At 70.9% G+C, this 23,906-nt stretch carries 19 protein-coding genes and 1 pseudogene; 4 read left to right on the top strand and 16 right to left on the bottom strand.

Annotation, left to right across the window (positions count from 1 at the left end):
* Positions 1 to 46 precede the first annotated feature (46 nt).
* The 8 genes and pseudogenes from AB0H93_RS29440 to AB0H93_RS29405 all read right to left on the bottom strand — a co-directional run bounded on the left by AB0H93_RS29440 (position 47) and on the right by AB0H93_RS29405 (position 9,895).
* Positions 47 to 3,052, bottom strand: a complete 3,006-nt coding sequence (locus AB0H93_RS29440) for a translation initiation factor IF-2 N-terminal domain-containing protein (protein WP_358576659.1) — start codon at positions 3,050 to 3,052, stop codon at positions 47 to 49.
* Between the two features lie 166 nt (positions 3,053 to 3,218).
* The gene (locus AB0H93_RS29435) at positions 3,219 to 4,013 is read right to left on the bottom strand and encodes a TIGR03936 family radical SAM-associated protein (protein WP_358576657.1); all 795 of its coding nucleotides are present in this window, start codon (positions 4,011 to 4,013) and stop codon (positions 3,219 to 3,221) included.
* A gap of 263 nt (positions 4,014 to 4,276) precedes the next feature.
* Positions 4,277 to 6,241: a TIGR03960 family B12-binding radical SAM protein gene (locus AB0H93_RS29430; protein WP_358576656.1), complete on the bottom strand. Its 1,965-nt coding sequence runs from the start codon at positions 6,239 to 6,241 to the stop codon at positions 4,277 to 4,279.
* A 364-nt stretch (positions 6,242 to 6,605) separates the two neighbouring features.
* Positions 6,606 to 7,163, bottom strand: a complete 558-nt coding sequence (locus tag AB0H93_RS29425; RefSeq protein WP_358576654.1) for a GNAT family N-acetyltransferase — start codon at positions 7,161 to 7,163, stop codon at positions 6,606 to 6,608.
* Complete coding sequence (gene ndk, locus AB0H93_RS29420; RefSeq protein WP_101376463.1) at positions 7,145 to 7,555, bottom strand: nucleoside-diphosphate kinase; 411 nt, start codon at positions 7,553 to 7,555, stop codon at positions 7,145 to 7,147. Before ndk ends, AB0H93_RS29425 begins: the two co-directional genes overlap by 19 nt.
* 106 nt (positions 7,556 to 7,661) lie before the next feature.
* A complete protein-coding gene (locus tag AB0H93_RS29415) occupies positions 7,662 to 8,090 on the bottom strand; it encodes a type II toxin-antitoxin system VapC family toxin (protein ID WP_358576653.1) in 429 nt (142 codons plus the stop codon).
* Positions 8,080 to 8,304 carry an AbrB/MazE/SpoVT family DNA-binding domain-containing protein gene (locus AB0H93_RS29410; protein WP_358576745.1) on the bottom strand — a complete coding sequence of 75 codons (225 nt, stop codon included), beginning with the start codon at positions 8,302 to 8,304 and terminating at the stop codon, positions 8,080 to 8,082. Before AB0H93_RS29410 ends, AB0H93_RS29415 begins: the two co-directional genes overlap by 11 nt.
* Positions 8,305 to 8,370: 66 nt before the next feature.
* A pseudogene (locus AB0H93_RS29405) lies at positions 8,371 to 9,895 on the bottom strand (alkaline phosphatase D family protein).
* Between the two features lie 209 nt (positions 9,896 to 10,104).
* On the opposite strand from AB0H93_RS29405, the gene AB0H93_RS29400 reads away from it, so the two are divergent.
* Positions 10,105 to 11,205, top strand: a complete 1,101-nt coding sequence (locus AB0H93_RS29400; RefSeq protein ID WP_358576651.1) for a zinc-binding dehydrogenase — start codon at positions 10,105 to 10,107, stop codon at positions 11,203 to 11,205.
* 18 nt (positions 11,206 to 11,223) lie between these two features.
* Here the strand turns inward: AB0H93_RS29400 and AB0H93_RS29395 are convergent, their stop codons facing one another.
* From AB0H93_RS29395 to AB0H93_RS29380, 4 genes are read right to left on the bottom strand one after another with little or no spacing between them, the layout of a single operon-like run.
* The gene (locus AB0H93_RS29395; protein ID WP_358576649.1) at positions 11,224 to 11,652 is read right to left on the bottom strand and encodes a type II toxin-antitoxin system VapC family toxin; all 429 of its coding nucleotides are present in this window, start codon (positions 11,650 to 11,652) and stop codon (positions 11,224 to 11,226) included.
* The gene (locus tag AB0H93_RS29390; RefSeq protein ID WP_358576647.1) at positions 11,649 to 11,897 is read right to left on the bottom strand and encodes a ribbon-helix-helix protein, CopG family; all 249 of its coding nucleotides are present in this window, start codon (positions 11,895 to 11,897) and stop codon (positions 11,649 to 11,651) included. The genes AB0H93_RS29395 and AB0H93_RS29390 overlap by 4 nt, the downstream gene beginning before the upstream one ends.
* Before the next feature lie 56 nt (positions 11,898 to 11,953).
* On the bottom strand, positions 11,954 to 12,436 hold the full coding sequence (locus tag AB0H93_RS29385) for a DUF4233 domain-containing protein (RefSeq protein WP_358576645.1): 483 nt from the start codon (positions 12,434 to 12,436) through the stop codon (positions 11,954 to 11,956).
* Positions 12,433 to 13,800 carry a folylpolyglutamate synthase/dihydrofolate synthase family protein gene (locus AB0H93_RS29380; protein WP_358576643.1) on the bottom strand — a complete coding sequence of 456 codons (1,368 nt, stop codon included), beginning with the start codon at positions 13,798 to 13,800 and terminating at the stop codon, positions 12,433 to 12,435. The genes AB0H93_RS29385 and AB0H93_RS29380 overlap by 4 nt, the downstream gene beginning before the upstream one ends.
* 167 nt (positions 13,801 to 13,967) lie before the next feature.
* On the opposite strand from AB0H93_RS29380, the gene AB0H93_RS29375 reads away from it, so the two are divergent.
* On the top strand, positions 13,968 to 14,792 hold the full coding sequence (locus AB0H93_RS29375) for a siderophore-interacting protein (protein WP_358576642.1): 825 nt from the start codon (positions 13,968 to 13,970) through the stop codon (positions 14,790 to 14,792).
* 114 nt (positions 14,793 to 14,906) lie between these two features.
* On the opposite strand, the gene AB0H93_RS29370 is transcribed toward AB0H93_RS29375, so the two are convergent.
* A complete protein-coding gene (locus AB0H93_RS29370; RefSeq protein WP_358576641.1) occupies positions 14,907 to 17,534 on the bottom strand; it encodes a valine--tRNA ligase in 2,628 nt (875 codons plus the stop codon).
* Positions 17,535 to 17,660: 126 nt separating this feature from the next.
* Between AB0H93_RS29370 and AB0H93_RS29365 the strand changes: the two genes are divergently transcribed.
* Positions 17,661 to 19,958 (top strand): FdhF/YdeP family oxidoreductase, encoded by a 2,298-nt coding sequence (locus tag AB0H93_RS29365; RefSeq protein ID WP_358576639.1) that lies wholly within the window; start codon positions 17,661 to 17,663, stop codon positions 19,956 to 19,958.
* 45 nt (positions 19,959 to 20,003) lie between these two features.
* Here the strand turns inward: AB0H93_RS29365 and AB0H93_RS29360 are convergent, their stop codons facing one another.
* From AB0H93_RS29360 to AB0H93_RS29350, 3 genes are all read right to left on the bottom strand, one after another.
* Positions 20,004 to 20,609, bottom strand: a complete 606-nt coding sequence (locus AB0H93_RS29360) for a hypothetical protein (protein WP_358576638.1) — start codon at positions 20,607 to 20,609, stop codon at positions 20,004 to 20,006.
* 418 nt (positions 20,610 to 21,027) lie between these two features.
* The gene (locus AB0H93_RS29355) at positions 21,028 to 21,813 is read right to left on the bottom strand and encodes an SDR family oxidoreductase (protein WP_358576637.1); all 786 of its coding nucleotides are present in this window, start codon (positions 21,811 to 21,813) and stop codon (positions 21,028 to 21,030) included.
* 9 nt (positions 21,814 to 21,822) lie between these two features.
* Entirely contained in the window at positions 21,823 to 22,881 is a 1,059-nt protein-coding gene (locus AB0H93_RS29350) for an SDR family oxidoreductase (protein ID WP_358576744.1), read from the bottom strand.
* A gap of 71 nt (positions 22,882 to 22,952) precedes the next feature.
* On the opposite strand from AB0H93_RS29350, the gene AB0H93_RS29345 reads away from it, so the two are divergent.
* Positions 22,953 to 23,879, top strand: coding sequence for a LysR family transcriptional regulator (locus AB0H93_RS29345; protein ID WP_358576636.1), 927 nt, complete (start codon positions 22,953 to 22,955; stop codon positions 23,877 to 23,879).
* The last annotated feature ends 27 nt before the right edge of the window (positions 23,880 to 23,906 follow it).

The raw sequence follows: 23,906 nt of genomic DNA, 5'->3' as shown, positions 1-23,906 counted from the left end.
AACGAATCGGCCATTCCCGCCTTCGGTGGCAGCCCCGGACGGGGGGCTACTCCACGGGCGGCCCCGCCGGGCGGGACGCGGACCGGCGAACCCGCCGCACCGGAGCGGCCGGAGCGACGCTCGGCAGGCCGTTCTGGGCGGCCTCCTGCGGCTCGGCCGGCTTGCTGACCACCAGCGGCGTCACCGCCGCGCCGGCGCTGCCGGCGGCCCGCGTCGCCTTGCGCCGCGGGCGACCGTTCGCCGCGGCCGGCTCCGCCTCGGGCTCGACCGCCTTCGGCTCGACGACCGGCTTCGCCGCCTCCGCCTTCGGCTCGACGACGGGCTCCGGCTTCGGCGCCTCCGGCTCGGCCTTCGCCGCCGGCTTCGGCTCGGCCTTCACGGCCTCGACGGGCTCCGGCTTGACGGGCTCCGGCTTGACGGGCTCCGGCTTGACCTCTTCGGCCTTGACGGCCTCCGCCTTCGGCTCCTCGGCCTTGGCACGCTCGACCTTGGGCTCTTCGGCCTTCGGCGCCTCGACCTTGGGCTCTTCGGCCTTGGGCGCCTCGACCTTCGGCGCCTCGGTCTTGGGTGCCTCGGCCTTGGCCTCGGTGCGCGTCTCCTGCTGGGCGGGCTGCTCGTGCTCGTGCTGCTTGCCCCGCTGCCGGTTCCGCCGGGCACCGTTGTTGCCGCTCGTCTGCCCGTTCGGGTGCGTGACCGGTTCGGTCGAGACGAGCAGGCCGCGGCCGCGGCAGTGCTCGCAGGTGCTGCTGTAGGCCTCCAGCAGGCCGGTGCCGACCCGCTTGCGGGTCATCTGCACCAGGCCCAGCGAGGTCACCTCGGCGACCTGGTGGCGGGTGCGGTCCCGGCCCAGGCACTCGGTGAGGCGGCGCAGCACCAGGTCCCGGTTCGACTCCAGCACCATGTCGATGAAGTCGATGACGATGATGCCGCCGATGTCGCGCAACCGGAGCTGCCGGACGATCTCCTCGGCCGCCTCCAGGTTGTTGCGGGTGACCGTCTCCTCCAGGTTGCCCCCGGAGCCGGTGAACTTACCGGTGTTGACGTCGATCACCGTCATGGCTTCGGTGCGGTCGATCACCAGGTAGCCGCCGGAGGGCAGCCAGACCTTGCGGTCCAGGGCCTTGGCGATCTGCTCGTTGATCCGCTGCTCGGTGAACACGTCGTTCTTTCCGACGTGCTTGGACAGCCGCTGCGCCAGGTCCGGCGCGACGTGCTTGACGTAGGCGTCGATGGTGTCCCAGGCGTCGTTGCCCTGGACCGTCATGGCCGAGAAGTCCTCGGTGAACAGGTCGCGGACGACCTTGATCAGCAGGTCCGGCTCCTCGTAGAGCAGCTGCGGGGCCTGCGCGCCCGGCGTCTCGGCCTTCTCCTTGATGACCTCCCACTGCGCCTGCAGGCGCCGCACGTCGCGGTCCAGCGCCTCTTCGCTGGTCCCCTCGGACGCGGTGCGGATGATCACCCCGGCGTTGTCCGGCACGATCCGCTTGAGGATCTCCTTGAGCCGCTTGCGCTCGGTGTCCGGCAGCTTGCGGCTGATGCCGGTCGCGCCGCCGCCCGGCACGTACACCAGGAATCGGCCGGGCAGGCTGATCTGGGTGGTCAGGCGCGCGCCCTTGTGGCCGACCGGGTCCTTGGTGACCTGCACCAGGACGCTGTCACCGGTCTGCAGGGCCTGCTCGATGCGGCGGGCCTTGCCGGCCAGCCCGGCGGCGTCCCAGTCCACCTCACCGGCGTAGAGCACCGCGTTGCGGCCGCGGCCGATGTCAACGAACGCCGCCTCCATGCTGGGCAGCACGTTCTGCACGCGCCCGAGGTAGACGTTGCCGACCAGCGAGCCGGAGCCCGACGAGGTCACGAAGTTCTCGACGAGGACGTTGTCCTCGAGCACCGCGATCTGCGTCTGGTCGCCGTTCTGCCGGACGACCATCTTGCGGTCCACCGACTCTCGGCGGGCCAGGAACTCGGCCTCGGAGAGCACCGGGGCCCGGCGGCGACCGGCCTCGCGGCCGTCCCGGCGGCGCTGCCGCTTGGCCTCCAGGCGCGTCGAGCCCTTGACCGCGCGCACCTCGTCGTCGCTGCTGTCCTGACGAGTCTCGGCAGCCGCCGGCTCGCGCACGTGCACGACGGTGTTCGGCGGGTCGTCTTCGCGGGCGCTGCTCTCGTCGTCCGAGGAGCCCTTGCGGCGACGGCGACGACGGCGACGGCGGTTGGAGTCGCCCGAGCCGTCAGCCTCGGCCGACTGCTCCTCGGCGGCTTCCTCCGCGGCCGGTTCGGCGGCCTCGGCGGCGGTCTCCTCGGCGGTGTCGGTCTCCTCCTCGCCCGACTCGGACTCGGCACCGCGACCACGGCCACGGCCACGGCGGCCGCGGCGACGACGGCGGCGACCAGCGGGCTCGCTCTCGTCGTCGGTCTCGGCGGCGGTCTCGGCAGGCTGCTCGGCCTCGGTCGCCTCAGGCTCCTGGCTCGCCTCCACCGGCTCCGGCTCGGGCTTCGGCACCTGCCGCGCCTCGGGCTGGGGCGCGAGGAACATCGCCTCCGGCGCCGGCGCGGCGAACAGGGGCGTCAGCCCCGGTGCCGCGGGCGTGCCGGCGGCGGTCTCGGCACCGGCGGACGCGAAGTCCGCCGCCGGCACCGCGGGCTCGACAGCGGGCTGCGCCTCGACCGCGGGCTTGGCCTCGGCTGCCGGCTCCGGCTCTGCCTGGGCTGCGGCTTCCGCCGGGGCCTCGGTCTGGGCCTGGGGTTCCGGCTGAGCCTGGGGTTCGGGCTCGGTCTGCTCCGGCTCGGCCGCGCTCTCCGACTCCGCCACCATCTCGGGGTGCAGGGCCTGCACCACCTGCAGGGCGACGTCGCGGGTGATGTTCGACTGGGCGCTGCGAACCGATTCGCCGATCGATTCCAGCGTCGTGATGATCTCCCGGCTGCTGGCGCCCAGCAGCTTGGCCAGTGCGTGCACCCGGAGCTTGGCGGGCAGCTCGATCGTGCCCTGCTCGTCGCGGGTAGGTGTGGGCGATTGCCCGCTGGGGCTTCCAGCGGGCGTATCCATGTTCAACATCCAGCTCCTCCGCCCCCGGGCGCGTCCGGGTGGACGCGGCCGCACAGAGGCATGTGCGATCTTCGGTCTCCGCCGCCCGCAGGCGACGGCAATTCTGGTGTTCCCTCCGCCCCGAGCCTTCAGGCCGGGAAGTCACACGGCGGGTCGACGACGTCCGCGCCGCCCGTCACCCCGCCGCGGGCTCTCCCGCCGGAATCCGGCCGCCGCCTGAGGCCCGGGCCAACGGGTCGACAATCCCTCCCCCGTCGTCGAGCCGACCCTGCTCCAGCCGGGTCGCTCTCGCGACGGCCGACGGTGCCAGACCGGCGACGACACGCAGGGCGCTCAGTACGTCGTCGGGTCGTACGACCGGTGTTGTCTGCCGCACGACCGTTACAAGTATCCCATACGGTTCGGATGCCTTCGGCCAATCGTCCACCTGGGCGGTCGACGCGGAATTTTGATCACTCTCCGCGACGGCCCGTCGGCCGTCCTGCACCTCCGCACTGACCAGCGCGGCCCGCGCATCGATGGTGCGGCGACCGTCCTTGGTCATCCGCTCCACCAGTGCGGTGTCGGCCGCCATCAGCGCCGTTGCGGCGTCGCGCAGCTCCGCGACGTCCGTGCCGGGGAGATCGATCCGCCACCGGCTCACCTGCAGCCGGTCCGCGAGCGGCCCCGGCTCGGCCTCGACCGCGTCGAGCACGTCGATCCCGTCCGGCAGCGCGGCGTTGAGCTCGGCGGACAGCGTCGCCGGGTCGAGCCGCTCGACGAGCTGGAGCTCGACGTACTCGGCCACGCTGGACACGCCGGTGGGCACCGCACCGGCCCAGGACACCTTCGGGTGCGGGCTGAAGCCCTGGGAATACGCCATCGGTACCCCAGCCCTCCGCAGCGCGCGTTCGAAGGTGCGCGCCACGTCGCGGTGCGAGGTGAAGCGCAGCCGCCCCCGTTTGGCGTAACGCAGGCGCAGCTTCTGCACCGGTGGCGCCGAGGGATTGGGGTGATCTCGCCGACTCAGGATGCCCTCCCCGACCAATGATCGTCATCGGCGGTCCTCGTCGACCGCTCCGATGTCGATGCTTGCGTGCTCAACCGCCGTGTGACAACACCTGCGGCTCATATTTCGAAGGACCGTACCCCGGCCACCACCCCGGCACCGAGCGCTCCGCCTGGGTGTGCGAGGTTCCGGCCGGAACCTCGCACACCTCGAATCAGAGCCCCTTGACCAGGGAAAATGCGGGGTCAGCCGCCGTTGAAGGCCGGGTTGCGAACCGGGGAGCCCTGCCCGACCGGAGAGATCGGCAGCAACTTCCGCCCGGTCGGACCGACCTCGATGTCGGTGCCCATCGTCGGGCATACGCCGCAGTCGAAGCACGGCGTCCACCGGCAGTCGTCCTGCTCGCGGGCGTCCAGCGCGTCCTGCCAGTCGGCCCACAACCACTCCTTGTCCAGCCCGGAGTCGAGGTGGTCCCACGGCAGCACTTCGGTCTCGCCGCGCTCGCGGGTGGTGAACCAGTGCACGTCCACGCCCAGCGGTTCGAGCTCGGCGGCGGCGCAGGACATCCAGCGCTCGAACGAGAAGTACTCGTTCCAGCCGTCGAACCGGCCGCCCTCGCGCCACACCCGCTCGATGACCCGGCCGATCCGGCGGTCACCGCGCGACAGCAGTCCCTCGACCATCGTCGGCTTGCCGTCGTGGTAGCGCATGCCGATGTTGCGGCCCAGGCTGCGGTCGGTGTTGATCTCCTGGCGCAGCTTGCGCAGCCGCTCGTCGATGGTGTCCGGATCGCACTGCGACGCCCACTGGAACGGGGTGTGCGGCTTCGGCACGAAACCGCCGATCGAGATCGTGCAGCGGATGTCCTTGCGGCCCGAGACCTCCCGGCCGGCCCGGATGACCTGCTTGGCCATCTCGGCGATCTGCAGCACGTCCTCGTCGGTCTCGGTCGGCAGCCCGCACATGAAGTACAGCTTGACCTGCCGCCAGCCGTTGGCGAACGCGGCGGAGACGGTGCGGATCAGGTCCTCCTCCGACACCATCTTGTTGATCACCCGCCGGATCCGCTCGCTGCCGCCCTCCGGCGCGAACGTCAGGCCCGAGCGGCGGCCGTTGCGGGACAGCTCGTTGGCCAGGTCGATGTTGAAGGCGTCCACCCGGGTCGACGGCAGCGACAGCCCGGTGTTGGTGCCCTCGTAGCGGTCCGCCAGACCCTTGGTGATCTCGGCGATCTCGGAGTGGTCGGCCGAGCTCAGCGACAGCAGGCCGACCTCTTCGAAACCGGTGGCCTCCAGCCCGCGCTGCACCATCTCGCCGATGCCCTCGATGGACCGCTCCCGCACCGGCCGGGTGATCATCCCGGCCTGGCAGAACCGGCAGCCGCGGGTGCAGCCGCGGAAGATCTCCACGCTCATCCGCTCGTGCACGCTCTCGGCCAGCGGCACCAGCGGCTTCTTCGGGTACGGCCAGTCGTCGAGCTCCATGGTCGTCCGCTTGAAGACGCGGTACGGCACCCGGTCGCGGTTCGGCACGACCTCCGAGATCGCGCCGTCGGGACCGTAGGTGACGTCGTAGAACTGCGGCACGTACACGCCGCCGGACTCGGCCAGCCGGAGCAGCAGCTCCTCGCGACCGCCCGGCCGCCCCTCGGCCTTCCAGCGCCGGATGGCCTCGGTGATCTCCAGGACCGCTTCCTCGCCGTCACCGAGCACCGCGGCGTCCAGGAAGTCGGCGATCGGCTCGGGGTTGAACGCCGCGTGCCCGCCGGCCAACACGATCGGGTGATCATCGGTGCGATCGACCGCGTGCAGCGGGATGCCCGCGAGGTCGAGCGCGCCGAGCATGTTGGTGTAGCCGAGTTCGGTGGCGAAGCTGAGGCCCAGCACGTCGAACGCGCCGACCGGCCGGTGGCTGTCCACGGTGAACTGCGGGATGTCGTGCTCCCGCATCAGCTCCTCGAGGTCCGGCCACACCGCGTAGGTGCGTTCGGCGAGCACGTCCGGCTGCTCGTTGAGGATCTCGTAGAGGATCTGCACGCCCTGGTTGGGCAGCCCGACCTCGTAGGCGTCGGGGTACATCAGGCACCACCGGATGGTGGCGTCGTCCCACGCCTTCGCCGTCGCGTTGAGCTCCCCACCCACGTACTGCACGGGTTTGGAGACGCGCGGCAACAGCGGTTCCAACCTGTCGAAAACGGACTCAACACGCACGCGACCAGGGTAGAGGTCCGCCCCGAATCGGGAGACCGGGGGCGGATTTCATTGAGGTTTTTCCAACCTCGATTTGCGTGGCGGTGCCGGGGGCGGAACCTCAGAGGCTCCCTGGTCTGTGGGTGCCCTGACTTATGCATGTCCAATACACGGCGTCAGGGCCGTCCTCGCCGAGGGAACCCCGGAGGGGTGGGCACCGTGAACCCGCGGCGGTGCAGGTGTCGTGGGTGGCTTATGCGCCTGCGGCGCATGCGACACCCATCGACGTGCAGCTTTGCGGCCCGCGGCTGCGGGCCGACCAGGATGAAAAACGCTCATTGAAATCGGACCTTCGATTCCCATTGAAATCGCGCAACACCGGTGCTCAGACGTCGCGGGTGAACCAGATTTCGTCGCGGTCGTCGCCGGCGGCGACCCGCACCGCGCCCGGCCAGCGGCCGCGCTCGACCCAGCCGTTGGCCTCGTAGAAGCGCTCCAGGTCGTGCCCGCTGCGGGTGACCAGGTCCAGCTTCTCCACGCCGACCGCCCGCGCCTGCACCAGCACGGCGTCGAGCAGCCGCTTGCCCCAGCCCTGGCGCTGCAGGACGGGGTCGATCGCGAGCCAGGCCAGCTCACCGGTGTGCCTGCGCACCGGCAGCTGGCGCTGCCGCAGCACCGCGAGCCCGACCAGCACGTCCTGGCGGCCGATGGTGATCAGGTGCGCCCGCTCGGCTTGGACGTCCTCGACGAGCGCGGCGGCCGCCGCGCGCAGCCGCTCGACCGGATCGTTCGGGCTGAAGCCGACCGCGCCGCCTGCGGCGGTGACTCGCTCCCACAGGCCGGCGAGCCCGTCCACCAGGCCCGGGTGCGAGGCGTCGACCCGGTGCGGCCCGGTCACGTCGACGCCGGTTCCGGTCGCGGCGCTCAGATCTCCGGGAACCACAGCTTGAGCTCGCGCTCGGCGGACTCGACCGAGTCGGAGCCGTGCACGAGGTTGTACTGGACCTCCAGGCCGAAGTCGCCGCGGATGCTGCCCGGCGCGGCCTTGTCGACCGGGTCGGTGCCGCCGGCCAGCTGGCGGAACGCCGAGATCGCGCGCGGGCCCTCGACGCACGCGGCCACGACCGGGCCGGAGGTGATGAACTCGATCAGGCTGCCGAAGAACGGCTTGCCGTCGTGCTCGGCGTAGTGCTGCTCGGCGAGCTGGCGGTCGACGTTCTTCAGCTCCAGCGCGACCAGCTTCAGGCCCTTGCGCTCGATGCGGCTGATCACCTCGCCGACCAGGCCACGCTCGACGCCGTCGGGCTTGACCAGGACCAGGGTGCGCTCGCTCACGGTTGCTTCTCCTTCATTTCCGGTGGCGCCGGGTGCGAAAACGCACCGCGCCCGATTTGCCAGCCAGGGTATCGATGCAGGTGACACCCCGAGCGGCGACCCCGCCTCAGTCCGGAGCGATCACCTCGACCGTCGGGAAGTAGGTGCGGTACCGGCGGGCATCGCGGGTCAGCAGGCGAAGCCGGCTCACCGCCGCATGCGCGCCGATGTAGAAATCGGGCAGCGGCGACCGCTTCTCGCCACCTCGCCTTCGGTAGTCCTGGAAGCACTTTCCCGCGAGGAACGCCGCCGACCACGGCAGCGGCATGCGGACGAAGAAGTCTTTCGGGAACGCCTCCTCGACTTCCTCGATCGCCGGGAAGCGCACCGACACCTCGGCGAAGATCAACGGGTTGATCACCAAGGGGCCCTCTTCCGCCGCCTTTTCAAGCGCGTCCGAAGACCAATCGACCCATTCGCCCTCCTCGATGACCAGATCGAGCAGAACGTTGGAGTCGACCAGTGTGGCCGGCGCGCGGGCGGATTCACTCTCCACGGGTCATCGCCATGATCTCGTCGGTGGAAAGCCCCTCCCCGCTGGCGCGCCCGCGGAGGTGCTCCACGATCCGCTGCCCACGGCTGGGCACGGAATGCCCGCGGGTGAGGATCAGCGCGTTTCCCTCCAATCTGATCTCGATCTGATCCCCGGGTCTCAGTCCTAGTTCGCGACGCAGGTCGACCGGGATGGTCACCTGCCCCTTCTCCGTCATCTTCACGGAAGTAAGAATACGACTTTTCCTACTTCCACTTCCACGGAATAACTCGATCGTGGCTGGTCAGCGCCGCGGGTCGAGGGTCTTGGCCCAGAGGGAGCGGCCGGAGTGGTCGCGCAGGTCCACGGTCAGCTGCCCCGTGCGGCCGTCGATGTTGACCTCGCCGAAGTGCTGGAAGCCCTCCAGCGGGGACGCGCCCTGGCGGGTCGGGGCGTTGACGAACACCTGCTCCGGACCGAAGGTCGGGTCGAGCTTGTTCGGCCCGAACGCGCCGGCGTGCAGCGGGCCGGAGACGAACTCCCAGAACGGGTCGAACCCGGCGAAGGCCGCGCGCTCCGGCGCGTAGTGGATCGCCGCCGTGTAGTGCACGTCGGCGGTCAGCCAGACGGTGTTGCGGACCGACCTGCAACACCCAGGCCAGCTCCGCCTCGCGCCCGTTGGGCGCCCCCGGCAGGCCGTTGGCCACGGCCTCGATCTTGTCGCCGTCCGGCACGACGATGCCGATCGGCATGTCCGAGGCGATCACCTTCCAGGTCGCGCGGGACCGGGCGAGCTCGTCGACGAGCCAGCGCGCCTGGCGGGCGCCGAGGATCCGCTCCGGCGTGGTGCCCGCCGAGTTCGGGTCGCGGTAGCTGCGCATGTCGAGCACGAACACGTCCAGCAGCGGGCCGTGCGAGACCTTCCGGTACACCCTGCCGTCCACCGCGTCCTGGCGGCGGACGGGCTGCCACTCGTGGAAGGCCTGGAAGGCCCGCGCGGCGAGCACGTCGACGCGCTTCTCGGTGTACTGGTCGAGGTCCAGGATCTCGCCCGGGTACCAGTTGTTGGTGACCTCGTGGTCGTCCCACTGCACGAGCTGCGGGACCTGCGCGGCGAAGCGCCGCACGTTCTCGTCGAGCAGGTTGTAGGCGAACTGCCCGCGGTATTCGGCCAGCGTCTCGGCGACCTTGGACTTCTCCTGGGTCACGACGTTGCGCCACACCCGGCCGTCGGGCAGCGTGACGGACTCCTTCAACGGACCGTCGGAGTACACGGTGTCGCCGCTGTGCAGGAAGAAGTCCGGGTTGCGGGCGGCCATCGCGTGGTAGATCGTCATGCCGCCGACGTCCGGGTTGATGCCCCAGCCTTGCCCCACGACGTCGCCGGACCACAGGAAGCGCACGTCCCGCCGGTTGCTCGGCGCGGTGCGGAAGGTGCCGGTCAGCGCCTCGCTCTCGACGCGGCCGTCCAGGTCCTCGGCGATCACGCGGTAGTACGCCTGCTGCCCCGGCGCCAGCCCGCCCAGCCGGACCTCGCCGGTGCCGTCGGTCTCCGGGGTCAGGACCGGGCCGGGGATCCGCCGCGCGCCGCGGAAGTCGGCGTGCCGGGAGACCTCCACGAACATCCGCGACGGCCGGTCGGCGCGGGTCCACACCACGGCCCCGTCCGGGCGCGGGTCCCCGAGCTGCACGCCGTGGGTCAGCACCGGGCGGCCGCCGCGCGCGAACGCGGGCGCGCCGGTCAGGAACAGGCCGGTGGCGGCGAGGCCGGTGGCGGCGGCGCCGCGGAGCAGGGCGCGCCGGTTCAGCTGGGCAGGTTCGGGAGTCATGCCGCCGGTTCTATCCGCGGCAGGAGGCTGGTGGATCACCGCTGGTCGACGCGAAGGTGAAGAGTTCGTGCCGGGCGACCGCGAGCGCACGTGCGGTGCCGGTCCGATCACCGGCGGTGCGGGTTTCCCGCGTTCGCGCCTGGTGCCCGGCGGGTCGGCGCGATAGCTTCACGGGCAAACCGACTGGCCGGTCTGACTTGGAGGTCCGGATGCGCGCCGCCGTGCACACCGCCGCGAACCAGCCGATGCGGATCGAGGAACTCGCCGATCCCCGGCCGAAGGCCGGCGAGGTCGCCATCGACGTGCGGTCCTGCGGGGCCTGCCACACGGATCTGCACGTGCTCAAGGGCGAACTGCCGTTCCCGACGCCGACTGTGCTCGGGCACGAGGTGGCCGGCGTGATCGCCGAGCTCGGGCCGGACGTCACCGGCCTCGAGGTGGGCGACCGGGTGGTGACCAGCTTCATCATGCCGTGCGGCCAGTGCGAGCAGTGCGCACGCGGCAACGAGGAGATCTGCCGGAAGTTCTTCGAGTTCAACCGCGGCAAGGGGCGGCTCTACGACGACGAGACCCGGCTGTTCCGGCCGGACGGCGAGCCGGTCTGGATGTACTCGATGGGCGGCCTGGCGGAACGCTGCGTCACGCCCGCGACCTCGGTCTACCGCGTGCCGGACGGCGTGGAGCTCAGCGACGTCGCTTCGGTGGGCTGCTCGACGATGACCGCGTACGGCGCGCTGCGCCACGCGGCGAACGTGCAGGTCGGCGACACCGTGGCGGTGGTCGCGGCGGGCGGCGTCGGCTCGGCGCTGATCCAGCTGGCGGCGGGTTTCGGCGCGTCGATGATCATCGCGGTGGACATCAGCGAGGAGAAGCTGGCCGGGGCGCGGAAGCTGGGCGCGACGCACGTGGTCAACTCCGCCGAGGCGGACGCGCCCGCGGCGATCCGCGAGCTGACCGGCGGGCGCGGCGTGGACGTCGCCTTCGAGGCGCTGGGCGCGGTGCCCACCTTCGACATCGCGCGCGACTCGGTCGTCGAAGGCGGTCAGGTCGTGGTGGTCGGCATCGCCGCCAGGGGCACCACCGCGGAGTTCGACCTGGCCACCATCGCCCGCCGGAAGCTGCAGATCAAGGGCTCCTACGGCGCGAAGCCGCGGCGCGACATGCCGGTGCTGCTCGACCTGGTGGCCCGCGGCCTGCTCCGCCCGCAGGACGCGATCAGCCGCCACTACCCGTTCGAACAGGTCCAGGACGCCTACGACGCCCTGAAGCGCGGCGAAACCGTCGGCCGAGCCGTCATCGACATCGGCTGACGAGCCCAGCCTTCGGGCCTAGTCCAGGGGATGCCTCCAGCGCAGTCCCGAGTAGCGCGCGAAGCCCCGGTCCGCGGTGATCCACTCGCAACCGTGCTCGATCGCGATCGCCGCGAGATATGCATCCGGGACCAGATTGCCCTTCGCGTCCGCCTTGCGGCAGAGCTCGGTGAAGATCTCCCAATGGCGTGGACCCGGTTCGACCTGCACGAATGCGGGCGAAGTGCGAATCGCGGCGATGATCTCCAACGCTTGCTCCGGCGCCAAGGGCCGGTTCCAGATCTTGTGGTTGGTGATGATCCGCAGGTAGCCGCTGAACACCAGCGCTGGAATGCCGACCGGAGCGGGCCCTTGCAGGGCGTCCTCAAGCCAAACGCGGTACTTCTCGTGGTCCGGCAGGGCCGCGTTCTGAGCGTTGAGCAGGACGTTGACGTCACAAGCGATCACTCGTCGCGCTCCATGAACTCGAGCAGGGCAGCGTTGTCATTAACATCAACGCCGGGCTTCGGCTCCCCCAGGTCGAACGTCGGTAGCCGGAAACGCCCTTTCTTCGGAGCGTCTCGCTGAGCGCGCCGCAGCTCGCCCATCCGAACGTCGTCTTCGATCAACGCACTCACCGTGGTGTGCTCGCGCGCCGCACGCAGCTTTAACCGGTCGAGCAACTGATCATCGATCGTGATGGTCGTCCGCATGCATCAAAGCATATCGCGGCTGCATCGTGATGCACCACGCCCGACCAGGTGGAACGTCAGTCGGTCTGCTCCGGTGGGTAGCCCGGCGGGTGGCCGAGCTGGTCGTAGAGCTGGCCTTCGCGCATGCGCCGGGCGACGTCGTGGCGCAGGTACAGCATGTAGGCCCAGACCGCGGCGAACACCGCGCCCATGATCCCGACCGCCGGGTGCACGAAGAAGCAGAGCACCATCGCGACCTGCAGGGCGAGCGCGACGCCGAGGCCCCACGGGCGGCGCTGCACGAACGCCGCCGCCAGCATCAGCACCGACAGCACCGCCACGATGGTGAAGCCGATGCTGGAGACGCCGCTGCCGAGCTTCCAGACCACCGGCAGCGCGAGCATGAACGCGATGAACTCCAGCACCAGCGTGCCCGCCATGATCCCGCGCAGGCCCTTCCACGGGTCGCGCACGCCGGGCGGCGCCTCGGGCAGGCCCTTGCCTGGTTCGGGGTTCGGCTGATCGGTCACGACGGCTCCAGTGTCTTGCGGTTCGCTCACGCGGGCTCCTTGCCGAACAGGGCGCGTGCCTCGCCCGCGGTCACCACGGACCCGGTGATCACGACGCCGCCGCCGGAGACCGATTCGCCGGGCTCATCGGTCTCCTCGGACAGCTGGATCGCGGTCTCCACCGCGTTGTCCAGCCGGGGCTCCACCACGATCCGGTCCGGGCCGAAGATGTCCTTGGCCACGCCGGCCAGCTCGTCCGGATCCATCGCCCGCGGCGAGGAGTTCGTGGTCAGCACGATCTCCTCGACCACCGGTTCCAGCTCGGCGAGGATGCCGCGCGCGTCCTTGTCACCAAGCACGCCGACCACCGCGACCAGCTTGCGGAAGGAGAACTCGGAGCTGAGCGCGTCGGCGAGGGCTCGTGCGCCGTGCGGGTTGTGGGCCGCGTCGACCAGCACCGTCGGCGCCGCGCGGACCCGCTCCAGGCGCCCGGGCGTCACGACGTTCGCGAACGCGTCGCGGACCCGCTCGACGTCGAGCTGCCGGTCGGCACCGGCACCGAAGAACGCTTCGACCGCCGCCAGCGCCAACACGGCGTTGCGCGCCTGGTGTTCTCCGTGCAGCGGCAGGAAGATCTCGTCGTACACGCCGCCCAGGCCCTGCAGCCGGAGCAGCTGGCCGCCGACGGCGACGGTCCGCGAGAGCACGCCGAACTCCTGGCCCTCGCGGGCGACCGTGGCGTCCACCTCCGCGGCCCGCTCCATGATCACCTTCTGCGCCTCGGCGGGCTGCGCCGCGACCACCGCGATGGAGCCGGGCTTGATGATCCCGGCCTTCTCACCGGCGATCGAGGCCAGGTCGGTGCCGAGGTAGTCGGCGTGGTCGAGCGCGACCGGGCAGACGACCGCGATCTTCGCGTCGGCGACGTTGGTGGCGTCCCAGCTGCCGCCCAGGCCGACCTCGATCACCGCCGCCTCCACCGGGGCGTCGGCGAAGGCCGCGAACGCCATCCCGGTGAGCACCTCGAACTTGCTCATCCGGACGTCGCTGCGGGAGTCCACGATGGACACGTACGGCGCGACGTCGCGGTAGGCCTCGACGTAGCCCTCGGGGCTGATCGGCGCGCCGTCGATGCTGATGCGCTCGGTGGCCAGCTGCAGGTGCGGGCTGGTGTAGCGGCCGGTGCGCAGCCCGAGGCCGCTCAGCAGCGCGTCCGTGATGCGCGACGTCGACGACTTGCCGTTGGTGCCGGAGATGTGCACGACCGGATAGCTGTGCTGCGGATCCGCGAGCAGCTCGGTGAGCGCCCGGATCCGGTCGAGCGATGGTTCGATCTTGGTTTCCGGCCAGCGTTCGTTGAGCTCGGCCTCCACCACGCGCAGTTCCTGCAGCGCGGCGGGATCGGTGCCGGACAAGTGCTCACTCCCCTGCGAACGGCGAAACGACGAGGTCAGTCTACGTCTCGCCGGTCGGCCGACCGGCGAAGACCCGCTCCGCCGGTTCCCGGTTCCCGAAATCCGCGATCTTGACCCGCCGAACTTCCAGTAAGGTTAGGCATAGCTAAGTTACGAAGGAGTTGAGCATGGCCCGAACCAACCTGGCCACGAGGCGGATCAAGCCGGAGCACAGCGAGCTGCTCACCCTGCGGGTCATCCGCCGGGAGCGGGTCTCGCCGCACTTCGCGCGCGTCACGCTGGGCCGCGGCGACGCCGAGCGGTTCCGCTACATGGGCTTCGACCAGTGGTTCCGGTTGTTCATCCCGGTCGCCGAGGACTCGCTGTCCCGGCTGCCGAACAAGCTCAACGCGGTCTCCTACGCCAAGTTCCTGACCATCGCCAAGACCTCCCGGCCGGTGCTGCGCAACTACTCGGTGCGCGCCTACCGGCCGATCGGCCCCGACGGCCCGGAACTGGACGTGGACTTCGTGCTGCACGGCTCCGCCGAGGACGGCACCGCCGGTCCCGCCGCCACGTGGGCGCAGACCTGCGAACCCGGCGACGCCGTGGCGATCCTGGACGAGGGCATCGGGTTCAACCCGCCGCCGGGCACGGAGCACGTGCTGATGGTGGCCGACGAGACGGGGCTGCCTGCGGCTGCGGGCGTGCTGGCCTCGCTGCCCCCGGAAACCCGCGGCCAGGCGCTGATCGAGATCCCTTCCGCGGCGGACCAGCAACGGATGGAGGCGCCGGCCGGGATGTCGGTGCGCTGGGTGGTGCGGGACAACCCGGGCAACACCCCGGGGCGAGCGGCGCTTGCCGCGGCCGAGGCGTTGCCCGCGCCCGCCGAGAACACCTACGGCTGGGTGGTCGGCGAGTCCGAGCTGGCCGCCTCGCTGCGCCGGCACTGGGTCCGATCGGGCCTGCCGAAGAACAACATCATGTTCTGCGGCTACTGGCGAATGCCGTGACCGCGCACGCGTCCCGGAAAGGCGAAAGCGGCGATTTCGCGAGAAATCGCCGCTCCTCGTGCCTGCCGGGTGGCGGTTTCGCGCGAAGACGCCACCCGGCGAGCTCGAAACCGGTCAGGCCCCCGGCAACGCGGCCAGGCGCGCGTTGATGCGGGCGATGTCGGCCTGCGCCGTCTCGCGGCGGGCCTTGATCTTGTCCACCACGTCGGCCGGGGCCTTGTCCAGGAACGCCGGGTTGTTCAGCTTCTTGTCGGTGCCCGCGAGTTCCTTCTCCGCCACGGCCAGGTCCTTGGCCAGCCGCTTGCGCTCGGCGGCCACGTCGACCGCGCCGGAGAGGTCCAGCTCCACCGACACGTTGCCGCCGGCCAACCCGACCTCGATCGACGCCGACGAGGTGAACCCGTCGGCCGGCTCGGTGACCCGGGCCAGCGCCTGCACCGCGGGCACGTGGTCCGCCAGCCCCAGCTCCGCGATGCCGCCGAGCTTGGCCGCGACCCGCTGCCCCGGCTTGAGTCCCTGGTCGGACCGGAACCGCCGGATCTCGGTGATCAGCTTCTGCGCCGCCGCGATCCGCTCCGCGGCGGCGGGGTCGGCAACCGCCCCGGACGCCTTCGGCCAGTCCGCGATCACCACGGACTCGCGGCCGGTCAACGCGGTCCACAGGGTCTCGGTGATGAACGGGATCGTCGGGTGCAGCAGCCGCAGCAGCACGTCGAGCACGTACCCGAGCACCTCGCGGGTCCGCTCCGCCCGCTCGCCGTCCAGCTGGACCTTGGACAGCTCCAGGTACCAGTCGCAGAACTCGTCCCAGGTGAAGTGGTAGAGCGCCTCGGTCGCCTTGGCGAACTGGAAGTCCTCCAGCAGCTCGTCCACATCGGACACCAGCTGGTCGACGCGGTCCAGGATCCACCGGTCCGCGTCGGTGAGCGCGCCGCGGTCGGGCAGCCGCTCCGGCACCTTCGCGCCGTTCATCATCGCGAACTTGGTGGCGTTGAACAGCTTCGTGCAGAAGCTGCGGGACGCCGCCACCCATTCCTCGCTGATCGGCGAGTCGGTGCCGGGGTTCGCGCCGCGGGCCAGGGTGAACCGCAGCGCGTCGGTGCCGTAGGTGTCCATCCACACGAGCGGATCGACGGTGTTGCCCGCGGACTTCGACATCTTCTTGCCGTGCGCGTCGCGGACCATGCCGTGCAGCGCGATGACCTTGAAGGGCTCCACGCCGTCCATCGCGTAGAGGCCGAACATCATCATCCGGGCGACCCAGAAGAACAAGATGTCGTAGCCGGTGACCAGCACGCTGGTCGGGTAGAACTTCCGCAGGTCCGCGGTGTCCGCCGGCCAGCCCATCGTGGAGAACGGCCACAGGCCCGAGGAGAACCAGGTGTCCAGCACGTCCTCGTCCTGGTGCCAGCCCTCGCCCGACGGCGGTTCCTCGTCCGGCCCGACGCAGACGACCTCGCCGCCCGGCCCGTACCAGATCGGGATGCGGTGGCCCCACCACAGCTGCCGCGAGATGGCCCAGTCGTGCAGGTTGTCGACCCAGTCGAAGTAGCGCTTGGTCATCTCCGGCGGGTGCACCGCGACCCGGCCGTCGCGCACCGCGTCGCCGGCGGCCTTGGCCAGCGGGCCGACCTTGACGAACCACTGCAGCGACAGCCGCGGCTCGATCGGCTCCTTCGACCGCGAGCTGTGCCCGACGCTGTGCAGGTACGGGCGCTTCTCCGCGACGATGCGGCCCTGCTCGCGCAGCGCCTCGCGGACGGCGACGCGGGCCTCGAAGCGGTCCATGCCGTCGAACTGCGTGCCGGTGTGGGCGATCCGGCCCTGCTCGTCCATGATCGTCAGCATCGGCAGGTCGTGCCGCTTGCCGATCTCGAAGTCGTTCGGGTCGTGCGCCGGGGTGACCTTGACGGCGCCGGTGCCGAACTCCGGGTCCACGTGCTCGTCGGCGACGATCGGGATCTTGCGCCCGGTCAGCGGCAGTTCGATCTCGGTGCCGACCAGGTGCTTGTAGCGCTCGTCGTCGGGGTGGACCGCGACGGCGGTGTCGCCGAGCATCGTCTCGATCCGGGTGGTGGCCACCACGATCGAGTCGTCGCCGTCGCCGTAGCGCATGGAGACGAGCTCGCCCTCGACCTCCTTGTGCTCCACCTCGATGTCGGAGATCGCCGAGCGCATCTGCGGCGACCAGTTGACCAGTCGCTCGGCCCGGTAGATCAGCCCGTCGTCGTAGAGCTTCTTGAAGATCGTCTGCACCGCGCGGGAAAGCCCGGCGTCCATGGTGAAGCGCTCGCGGGTCCAGTCGACGCTGTCGCCGAGGCGGCGCATCTGGGACAGGATCGCCCCGCCGTGCTTCTCCTTCCACTGCCACACGCGCTCCAGGAACGCCTCGCGGCCCAGCTCGCGGTGGTCGATGCCCTCCTCGCGGAGCTGCCGCTCGACCAGCGCCTGCACCGCGATGCTCGCGTGGTCCATGCCCGGCAGCCACAGCGCCTCGTAACCCTGCATCCGGCGGCGCCGGGTGAGGATGTCCATCAGGGTGTGCTCGAAGGCGTGCCCGATGTGCAGGCTGCCGGTGACGTTCGGCGGCGGGATGACGATCGAGAACGGCGGCTTGTCGCTGTTCGCGTCGGCGGTGAAGTATTCGGCGGCTACCCAGCGCTCGTACAGCTCGGCCTCTACGTCGGCCGGATTCCAGGTCGACGGAAGTTCACGTTGCTGAGCGTCATGGGTCTGTGTCACGCACCGGATTCTACGAGTGCCTGTTCAGCGCGTTTTCCGGGCATTGGGCTGCGCGGCGACCAGCGCGGTTGTGACTCCCCCCACCCCACCCGTGCCCGCCTGCGCGCCGTGGCGCACGCTATGCGCATGTCGCGTGGAGCGCCCGAACAGGACATCGACGAGAACGGCCTCCGAGTCGGTCCGCCCGGCCACGCCGCGGCGGGGGTGAAGGGCGTTCTGGTCTCGCTGCAGCGCAGCTGGGAGCAGATGGGCCTGACCCGCACCGTCCGGACGTTGCCGCTGCTGAACCAGCGCGCGGGCTTCGACTGCCCCGGGTGCGCGTGGCCGGACCCGCGCGAGGCCGAGGGCGACAAGCGGAAGCTCGCCGAGTTCTGCGAGAACGGCGCGAAGGCGGTCGCCGAGGAGGCGACGACGCGGCGGGTCGGGCCGGAGTTCTTCGCTCGCCACCCGGTCGCCGAGCTCGCCGAGAAGACCGACTACTGGCTCGGCCAGCAGGGCCGGCTGACGCAGCCGATGATCCTGCGCGACGGCGACAGCCACTACCGGCCGATCGGCTGGGCCGAGGCGTTCGAGGTGATCGCGGCGGGCCTGCGCGGGCTGGCCTCGCCCGACGAGGCCGCGTTCTACACCTCGGGCCGCACCAGCAACGAGGCGGCGTTCCTCTACCAGCTGCTGGTGCGCAGCTTCGGCACGAACAACCTGCCGGACTGCTCGAACATGTGCCACGAGTCGTCCGGGTCGGCGCTGACCGAGACCATCGGCATCGGCAAGGGCTCGGTGTCGCTGTCCGATGTGGAGCACGCGGACCTGGTGCTGGTGGTGGGCCAGAACCCGGGCACCAACCACCCGCGGATGCTGTCGTCGCTGGAGAAGGTCAAGCAGCGCGGTGGGCGGATCATCGCCGTGAACCCGCTGCCGGAGACCGGGCTGATGCGGTTCAAGAACCCGCAGAACGTGCGCGGCGTGGTCGGCGAGGGCACCCAGCTGGCCGACGAGTTCGCGCAGATCCGCATCGGCGGCGACCTGGCGCTGTTCAAGGCCCTCAACGCGCTGGTGCTCAAGGCGGGCGCGGTGGACCAGGAGTTCATCGACGCGCACGCGCACGGCTTCGACGAGTTCGCCGCCCAGGCCCGGGAGGTCGACTGGGAGGCCACCGCCGAGGCGACCGGGCTGGACCGCGACCAGATCGAGCGGATCGCCGAGATGCTGATCTCCTCGCAGCGCACGGTGGCGTGCTGGGCGATGGGCCTGACCCAGCAGAAGCAGGGCGTCGCCACCATCCGCGAGATCGTCAACCTGCTGCTGCTGCGCGGGATGATCGGCAAGCCCGGCGCCGGGGTGTGCCCGGTGCGCGGCCACTCCAACGTGCAAGGCGACCGGACGATGGGCATCTGGGAGAAGATGCCGGAGCAGTTCCTGGCCGCCCTGGAGCGCGAGTTCGAGGTGCCGGTGCCGCGGGAGCACGGCCTGGACACGGTGGACACCATCCGCGCCATGCAGGCCGGCCGGGTCAAGGCGTTCGTGGGCATGGGCGGGAACTTCGTCTCCGCGACGCCGGACACCGACGCGACCATCCGGGCGCTGCGCGGCTGCGAGCTGACGGTGCAGGTGTCCACGAAGCTCAACCGCTCGCACGTCGTCCCGGGCCGCACCGCGCTGATCCTGCCCGCGCTCGGCCGCACCGAACGCGACGCGCAGGGCACCGGCGAGCAGTTCGTGACCGTCGAGGACTCGATGTCGGTGGTGCACGCCTCGCGCGGGCGGCTCACGCCGGCGTCCGAGCACCTGCTCTCCGAGGTCGCGATCATCTGCCGGCTGGCGCGTGAACTGCTCGGCCCGGACCACCCGGTGCGCTGGGAGTCCTTCGAGCGCGACTACGACGTGATCCGGGACCACATCGCGCAGGTGGTGCCCGGCTGCGAGGACTACAACCGGCGGGTCCGCGAACCGGATGGCTTCGTGCTGCCGCACCCGCCACGCGACAGCCGCACGTTCCCGACGGCGACGGGCAAGGCGAACTTCACGGTGAACGTCCCGGAGCCGATCCAGGTGCCCGCGGGGCGGCTGCTGCTGCAGACGATGCGCAGCCACGACCAGTACAACACCACGATCTACGGGCTCTCGGACCGCTACCGCGGCATCGAGGACGGCCGCCGCGTGGTGCTGGTCAACGGCGAGGACATCGCGGAACTCGGCTTCGCGGCGGGAGATCTGGTGAACGTGATCTCGGAGTGGGCGGCGCCGGACGGCTCGGTGGAGGAGCGCCGCGCGGAGCGCTTCCGGATCGTCGCCTACCCGACCGCCCGGGGCTGCGCGGCGGCCTACTACCCGGAAGCCAACCCGCTGGTGCCGCTGAACTCGGTGGCGGAGAAGTCCAACACGCCGGTGTCCAAGGCGGTCGTCATCCGACTCGAACGGGCCTGACGGGCTCGTGGGTGGCCCTCCCGGCGGGAGCGCCACCCACGAGAACTAGCCGCACTGCCAGAGGAAGCGGCCCTGGCCGGTCTTCTCGTCGATGAAGGCGTAGGCGACGCCCGCGTCGCCGAGGTTCATGTCGAACGGTTCGTCCGCGCTGTCCAGCTGCGCCACGAACCGCCAGGTGCCGGGTTCGCCCGGCCACTCCTCGCCCTGCAGCCAGACCGGTTCGCCCCACAGCCGGCTGCGCAGGTCGTCGTCCTGGTCGTCCACCGCGTCCGGGTCGTGCGGGGCCAGTTCCGCGTGGTGGTCCGGGCCGAACGTCGGGCCTCGGCGGATGCTGGCCACCTGGTAGAACTCCGCCGGCTCGCCGGGCTGGGCGAAGAAGGCGTTCTCGCCGGCGGTCGGGTCGTAGGTGCCGTCGACGAACTCGTCGGAACCGTCCTCGGTCATGAACAGGTAGCCGAGCCGGACTTCCTCGCCCGGCAGGCGGATCTGGCCGATGAACCGCATGGGGCGGCCGGTGTCGGCGGACAGCGGCCAGGTCGGGTCGGCCAGCCACACCGGCTGGCCGCCGAACTTCGTGATCGGTTCGGTGATCGGTTCCGACGCCTCCACGAAGCGCAGGTTCTGCCGTTCGGGCGGGGTGCTGGTGGCCATCGCGTTCCTCACTGTGCGGGGTGCCTCGCCGACGGTAGCGCCACCGACCGTCAGGGCGGGACCGATCGCCCCGAAACCACCGCGCCCGCCGGTCCGCAATTTCCATTGAAATCGAAGGTCCGATTTCAATGAGCGTTTTTCATCCTGGTCAGCCCGCAGTCGCGGGTCGCGAAGCTGCACGTCGATGGGGTGTCGCATGCGCCGCAGGCGCATAGCCCACCTACGACACCTGCACCGCTGCGGGTTCACGGTGCCCACCCCTCCGGGGTTCCCTCGGCGAGGACGGCCCTGACGCCGGGACATGCATAAGTCAGGGCACCCACAGACCAGGGAGCCTCTGAGGTTCCGCCACCGGCACCGCCACGCAAAACGAGGCTGGAAAGACCTCAATGGAAATTGCGGCGGACGGATGTCGGTGTCACAGCTGGCGGAGGGCTCCGCCGTCGACCGCCCACTCCGCGCCGGTCACCTGGGCCGCCAGCGGGGACAGCAGGTAGGCGATCACCCGGGCCACGTCGTCCGGGGTTCCCAGGCGGCCCGTCGGCAGGCCGCGGACGTCCCGGACGAAGTGCTCCACCGCCTCCTCCACCGGCAGGCCGAACCGGTCCGCCAGCTGCGCCGCGAAGCCACCCGGCGCGTCCCACAGCCAGGTCCGGGTCGGGCCCGGCGCGACGACGTTGGAGCGCACGCCGCGCGGGCCGAACTCGATCGCCAGCGCCTTGGAGACCGACAGCATCGCGGTCTTCGAGGCCGCGTAGTCGATCAGCGGCACGTCCGTCAGGCGCGCCGCCTCGCTGGTCACGTGCACCACGCTGCCCGCGCCCTGCGCCAGCATCGCGGGCACCGCCGACCGGGTCATGCGGATCGCCGAGTGGAAGTTCAGCTCGAAGGTCCGCTTCCACTCCTCGTCGGCGACGTCCAGGAAGCCGGTGCGCGACTGCAGCCCGCCCACGTTGTTCACCAGCCCGTCCAGGCGGCCGTGCCGCTCCAGCGCAGTCGCCACGACCCGCTCGGCGGCGTCCGGGTCGGTGATGTCCGCCGCCACCGCGCTGATCCCGCTGCCGAGCGCGCAGATGCCGTGCGGTTCGCGCGCCACCCCGACCACTTTCGCGCCCTCCGCCGCCAGCAGGCGGACGGTCGCCTCGCCGATGCCCGCGGAGGCACCGGTCACCACGAAGACCTTGTCGGCCAGTTGCAGATCCATCAGGACTCCTCAGGGAATGACGCGGCGCGCGCGCAGGTCGTCGAAGATCTCCAGGAACATCGCCTCGGTGTCGACGAACTCGTGGAACCCGAACCGGCGGGCCTTGGAGCCGTCAGCGAACATGTCGTAGTCCCAGGAGAAGACGAAGTCGCCGAACCCCCAGGACGAAACCTCCTGGTACGCGTGCGGTTCCAGGCCGTGGTCGGCGACCATCTGCTGCCACAGCCCGGCCTTGTCGGCCATCACGTCGCTCAGCGACATCGGCAGCGGGTCGGCGACCTCCAGACCGAAGTGCGCGGCGATCTTCGGCCACAGCTCCCGCCAGCGGAACAGATCGCCGTTGTTGATGTTGAACGCCTGGTTCTCGGCGCGCTCCGAGGTGGCGGCCCAGACCGTCGCCTTCGCCAGCAAGCCGGCGTCGGTCATCTCCAGCAGCGAGTCGTAGGCGCCGGGCTTGCCGGGGAACCGCAGCGGCAGGCCGAGTTCCTTCGAGATCGCCGCGTAGATCGCGATCACCATCGCCAGGTTCATCGGGTTGCCGAGCGCGAATCCGGCCACCACCGAGGGGCGCAGGGCCGTCCAGGTCCAGGCCTTGCCGCGCTGGCGCTGCTCCAGGAACTGCTGCTGGGAGGCCATGAACTCGGGCGGCATCGGGCGGGCGTCGGTCTCGCGGGCCGGCGTCTTGAACGGCCCGAGGTGCGCGCCGTAGACCTTGTAGCCCTGCATCAGGCTGATGTGCCGGAGGCCGGGCGCGACGGCTTCGACCGCGTCGACGACGTTGGTCAGCATCGCCATGTTCGGCGGGACGAGTTCGGCCCAGGTCGGGCGGTCCTGGTAGGCCGCGTAGAAGACGTGCGTGACGCCGGTGAGCTCGCGCAGCTTCGCCCGGGCGTCGTCCGGGTCGAGCAGGTCGACGGCCACGTACCGGACCCGCTCGGTGTTCTCGCCGCCGCGCCGGGACAGCCCGATCACCTCCCAGTCGGGCAGCGTGGCCAGGTGCTCGACGAGGTTGCGGCCGATGACCCCGTTGGCCCCCACGACCAGGGCGACCTTGGTGTTGTGCTCCATGCCGACAACACTCGTCGCCATCGATCCATAAGTCCAAGGCTTGTTCTTTCTGCCAGTGATAAGTTCTGTTCATGCCAACGCTGCGGCAGTTCGAGTACCTGGTCACGGTGGTGGCGGAGGGGTCGTTCACCCGCGCCGCGGAGCTCCTGCACGTCACCCAGCCCGCGCTGTCGCACCAGGTGCGCGCGCTGGAGCGGGAGGTCGGCGGCCCGCTGCTGGAGCGCCTGCCGCGCGCGGTGCGGCTGACGCCGATGGGCCGCGCGATGCTGCCGCACGCCCGCGCGGCGCTCGCCGACGCCGAACGCGCCCGGCTGGCCGCCCGGCAGGCGTGCGGGCTGGAGAGCGGCGAGCTGCAGCTCGCGACGGTGTACTCGATCAGCCTCGGCGTGCTGCCGCCGGTGCTGCGCGCCTGGCGCCGCGAGCACGCGGGTGTCCACATCAGACTCTTCGAGCACCGGCACACCGACGAGCTCCGCGCCGCGATGACGGCCGGGCAGGCCGATCTCGCGGTGGGGCCGCCACCGTCCGATTGGGACGGTCCGGTGCACACCTTGGGCGTGGAGGAGTTCGTCGTCGTGCTGCCGGCGGACGATCCGGTCGTCGGCGCGGGCGCGACGCGCATCGAGCTCGGGGCGCTCGCCGACCGGGGATGGGTGCACTACAGCCCGGAGAACGGGCTCTCCGACGTGCTCGAACAGGCCTGCGCCGGCGCCGGCTTCCAGACGCGGGCCGCGATCCGCACCGAGCAGACCGCGGCGGCCCCCATGCTCGCCGCCGCCGGGCTGGGCCCCGCGCTGGTTCCGGCGAACATCATCCCGCCCCGCTTCGACGGCGCGCTGCTGCGCCCCGACCCGCCCGTGCACCGGACCCTGACCGCCTACACCCGCAGCGGCCCGGACCCGCTCACGTCGGCCTTCGTCGACACCCTCGCCCGCAAGGCCGCGGTCCTCCCCGACCACGTCCGCCGCCGCCTCCCATCCGCGAAAACCGGCTCCTGACCAGGTGCAACACCGGCCCGCCCCGCG

It is taken from the genome of Saccharopolyspora sp. NPDC050642 (assembly GCF_040654735.1).
Classification (GTDB): Bacteria; Actinomycetota; Actinomycetes; order Mycobacteriales; family Pseudonocardiaceae; genus Saccharopolyspora; species Saccharopolyspora elongata.
Note: the sequence above shows the minus strand (reverse complement) of the source record. Positions and strands in the feature narration are given on the sequence as shown.

Coding starts and splice junctions, on each gene's coding strand:
- AB0H93_RS29440 (WP_358576659.1), bottom strand. CDS start 3,052: ATGTTGAACATGGATACGCCCGCTGGAAGCCCCAGCGGGCAATCGCCC.
- AB0H93_RS29410 (WP_358576745.1), bottom strand. CDS start 8,304: ATGACGGAGAAGGGGCAGGTGACCATCCCGGTCGACCTGCGTCGCGAA.
- AB0H93_RS29355 (WP_358576637.1), bottom strand. CDS start 21,813: ATGGATCTGCAACTGGCCGACAAGGTCTTCGTGGTGACCGGTGCCTCC.
- AB0H93_RS29390 (WP_358576647.1), bottom strand. CDS start 11,897: ATGCGGACGACCATCACGATCGATGATCAGTTGCTCGACCGGTTAAAG.
- AB0H93_RS29375 (WP_358576642.1), top strand. CDS start 13,968: ATGGCCCGAACCAACCTGGCCACGAGGCGGATCAAGCCGGAGCACAGC.
- AB0H93_RS29360 (WP_358576638.1), bottom strand. CDS start 20,609: ATGGCCACCAGCACCCCGCCCGAACGGCAGAACCTGCGCTTCGTGGAG.
- AB0H93_RS29365 (WP_358576639.1), top strand. CDS start 17,661: ATGTCGCGTGGAGCGCCCGAACAGGACATCGACGAGAACGGCCTCCGA.
- AB0H93_RS29350 (WP_358576744.1), bottom strand. CDS start 22,881: ATGGAGCACAACACCAAGGTCGCCCTGGTCGTGGGGGCCAACGGGGTC.
- AB0H93_RS29400 (WP_358576651.1), top strand. CDS start 10,105: ATGCGCGCCGCCGTGCACACCGCCGCGAACCAGCCGATGCGGATCGAG.
- AB0H93_RS29345 (WP_358576636.1), top strand. CDS start 22,953: ATGCCAACGCTGCGGCAGTTCGAGTACCTGGTCACGGTGGTGGCGGAG.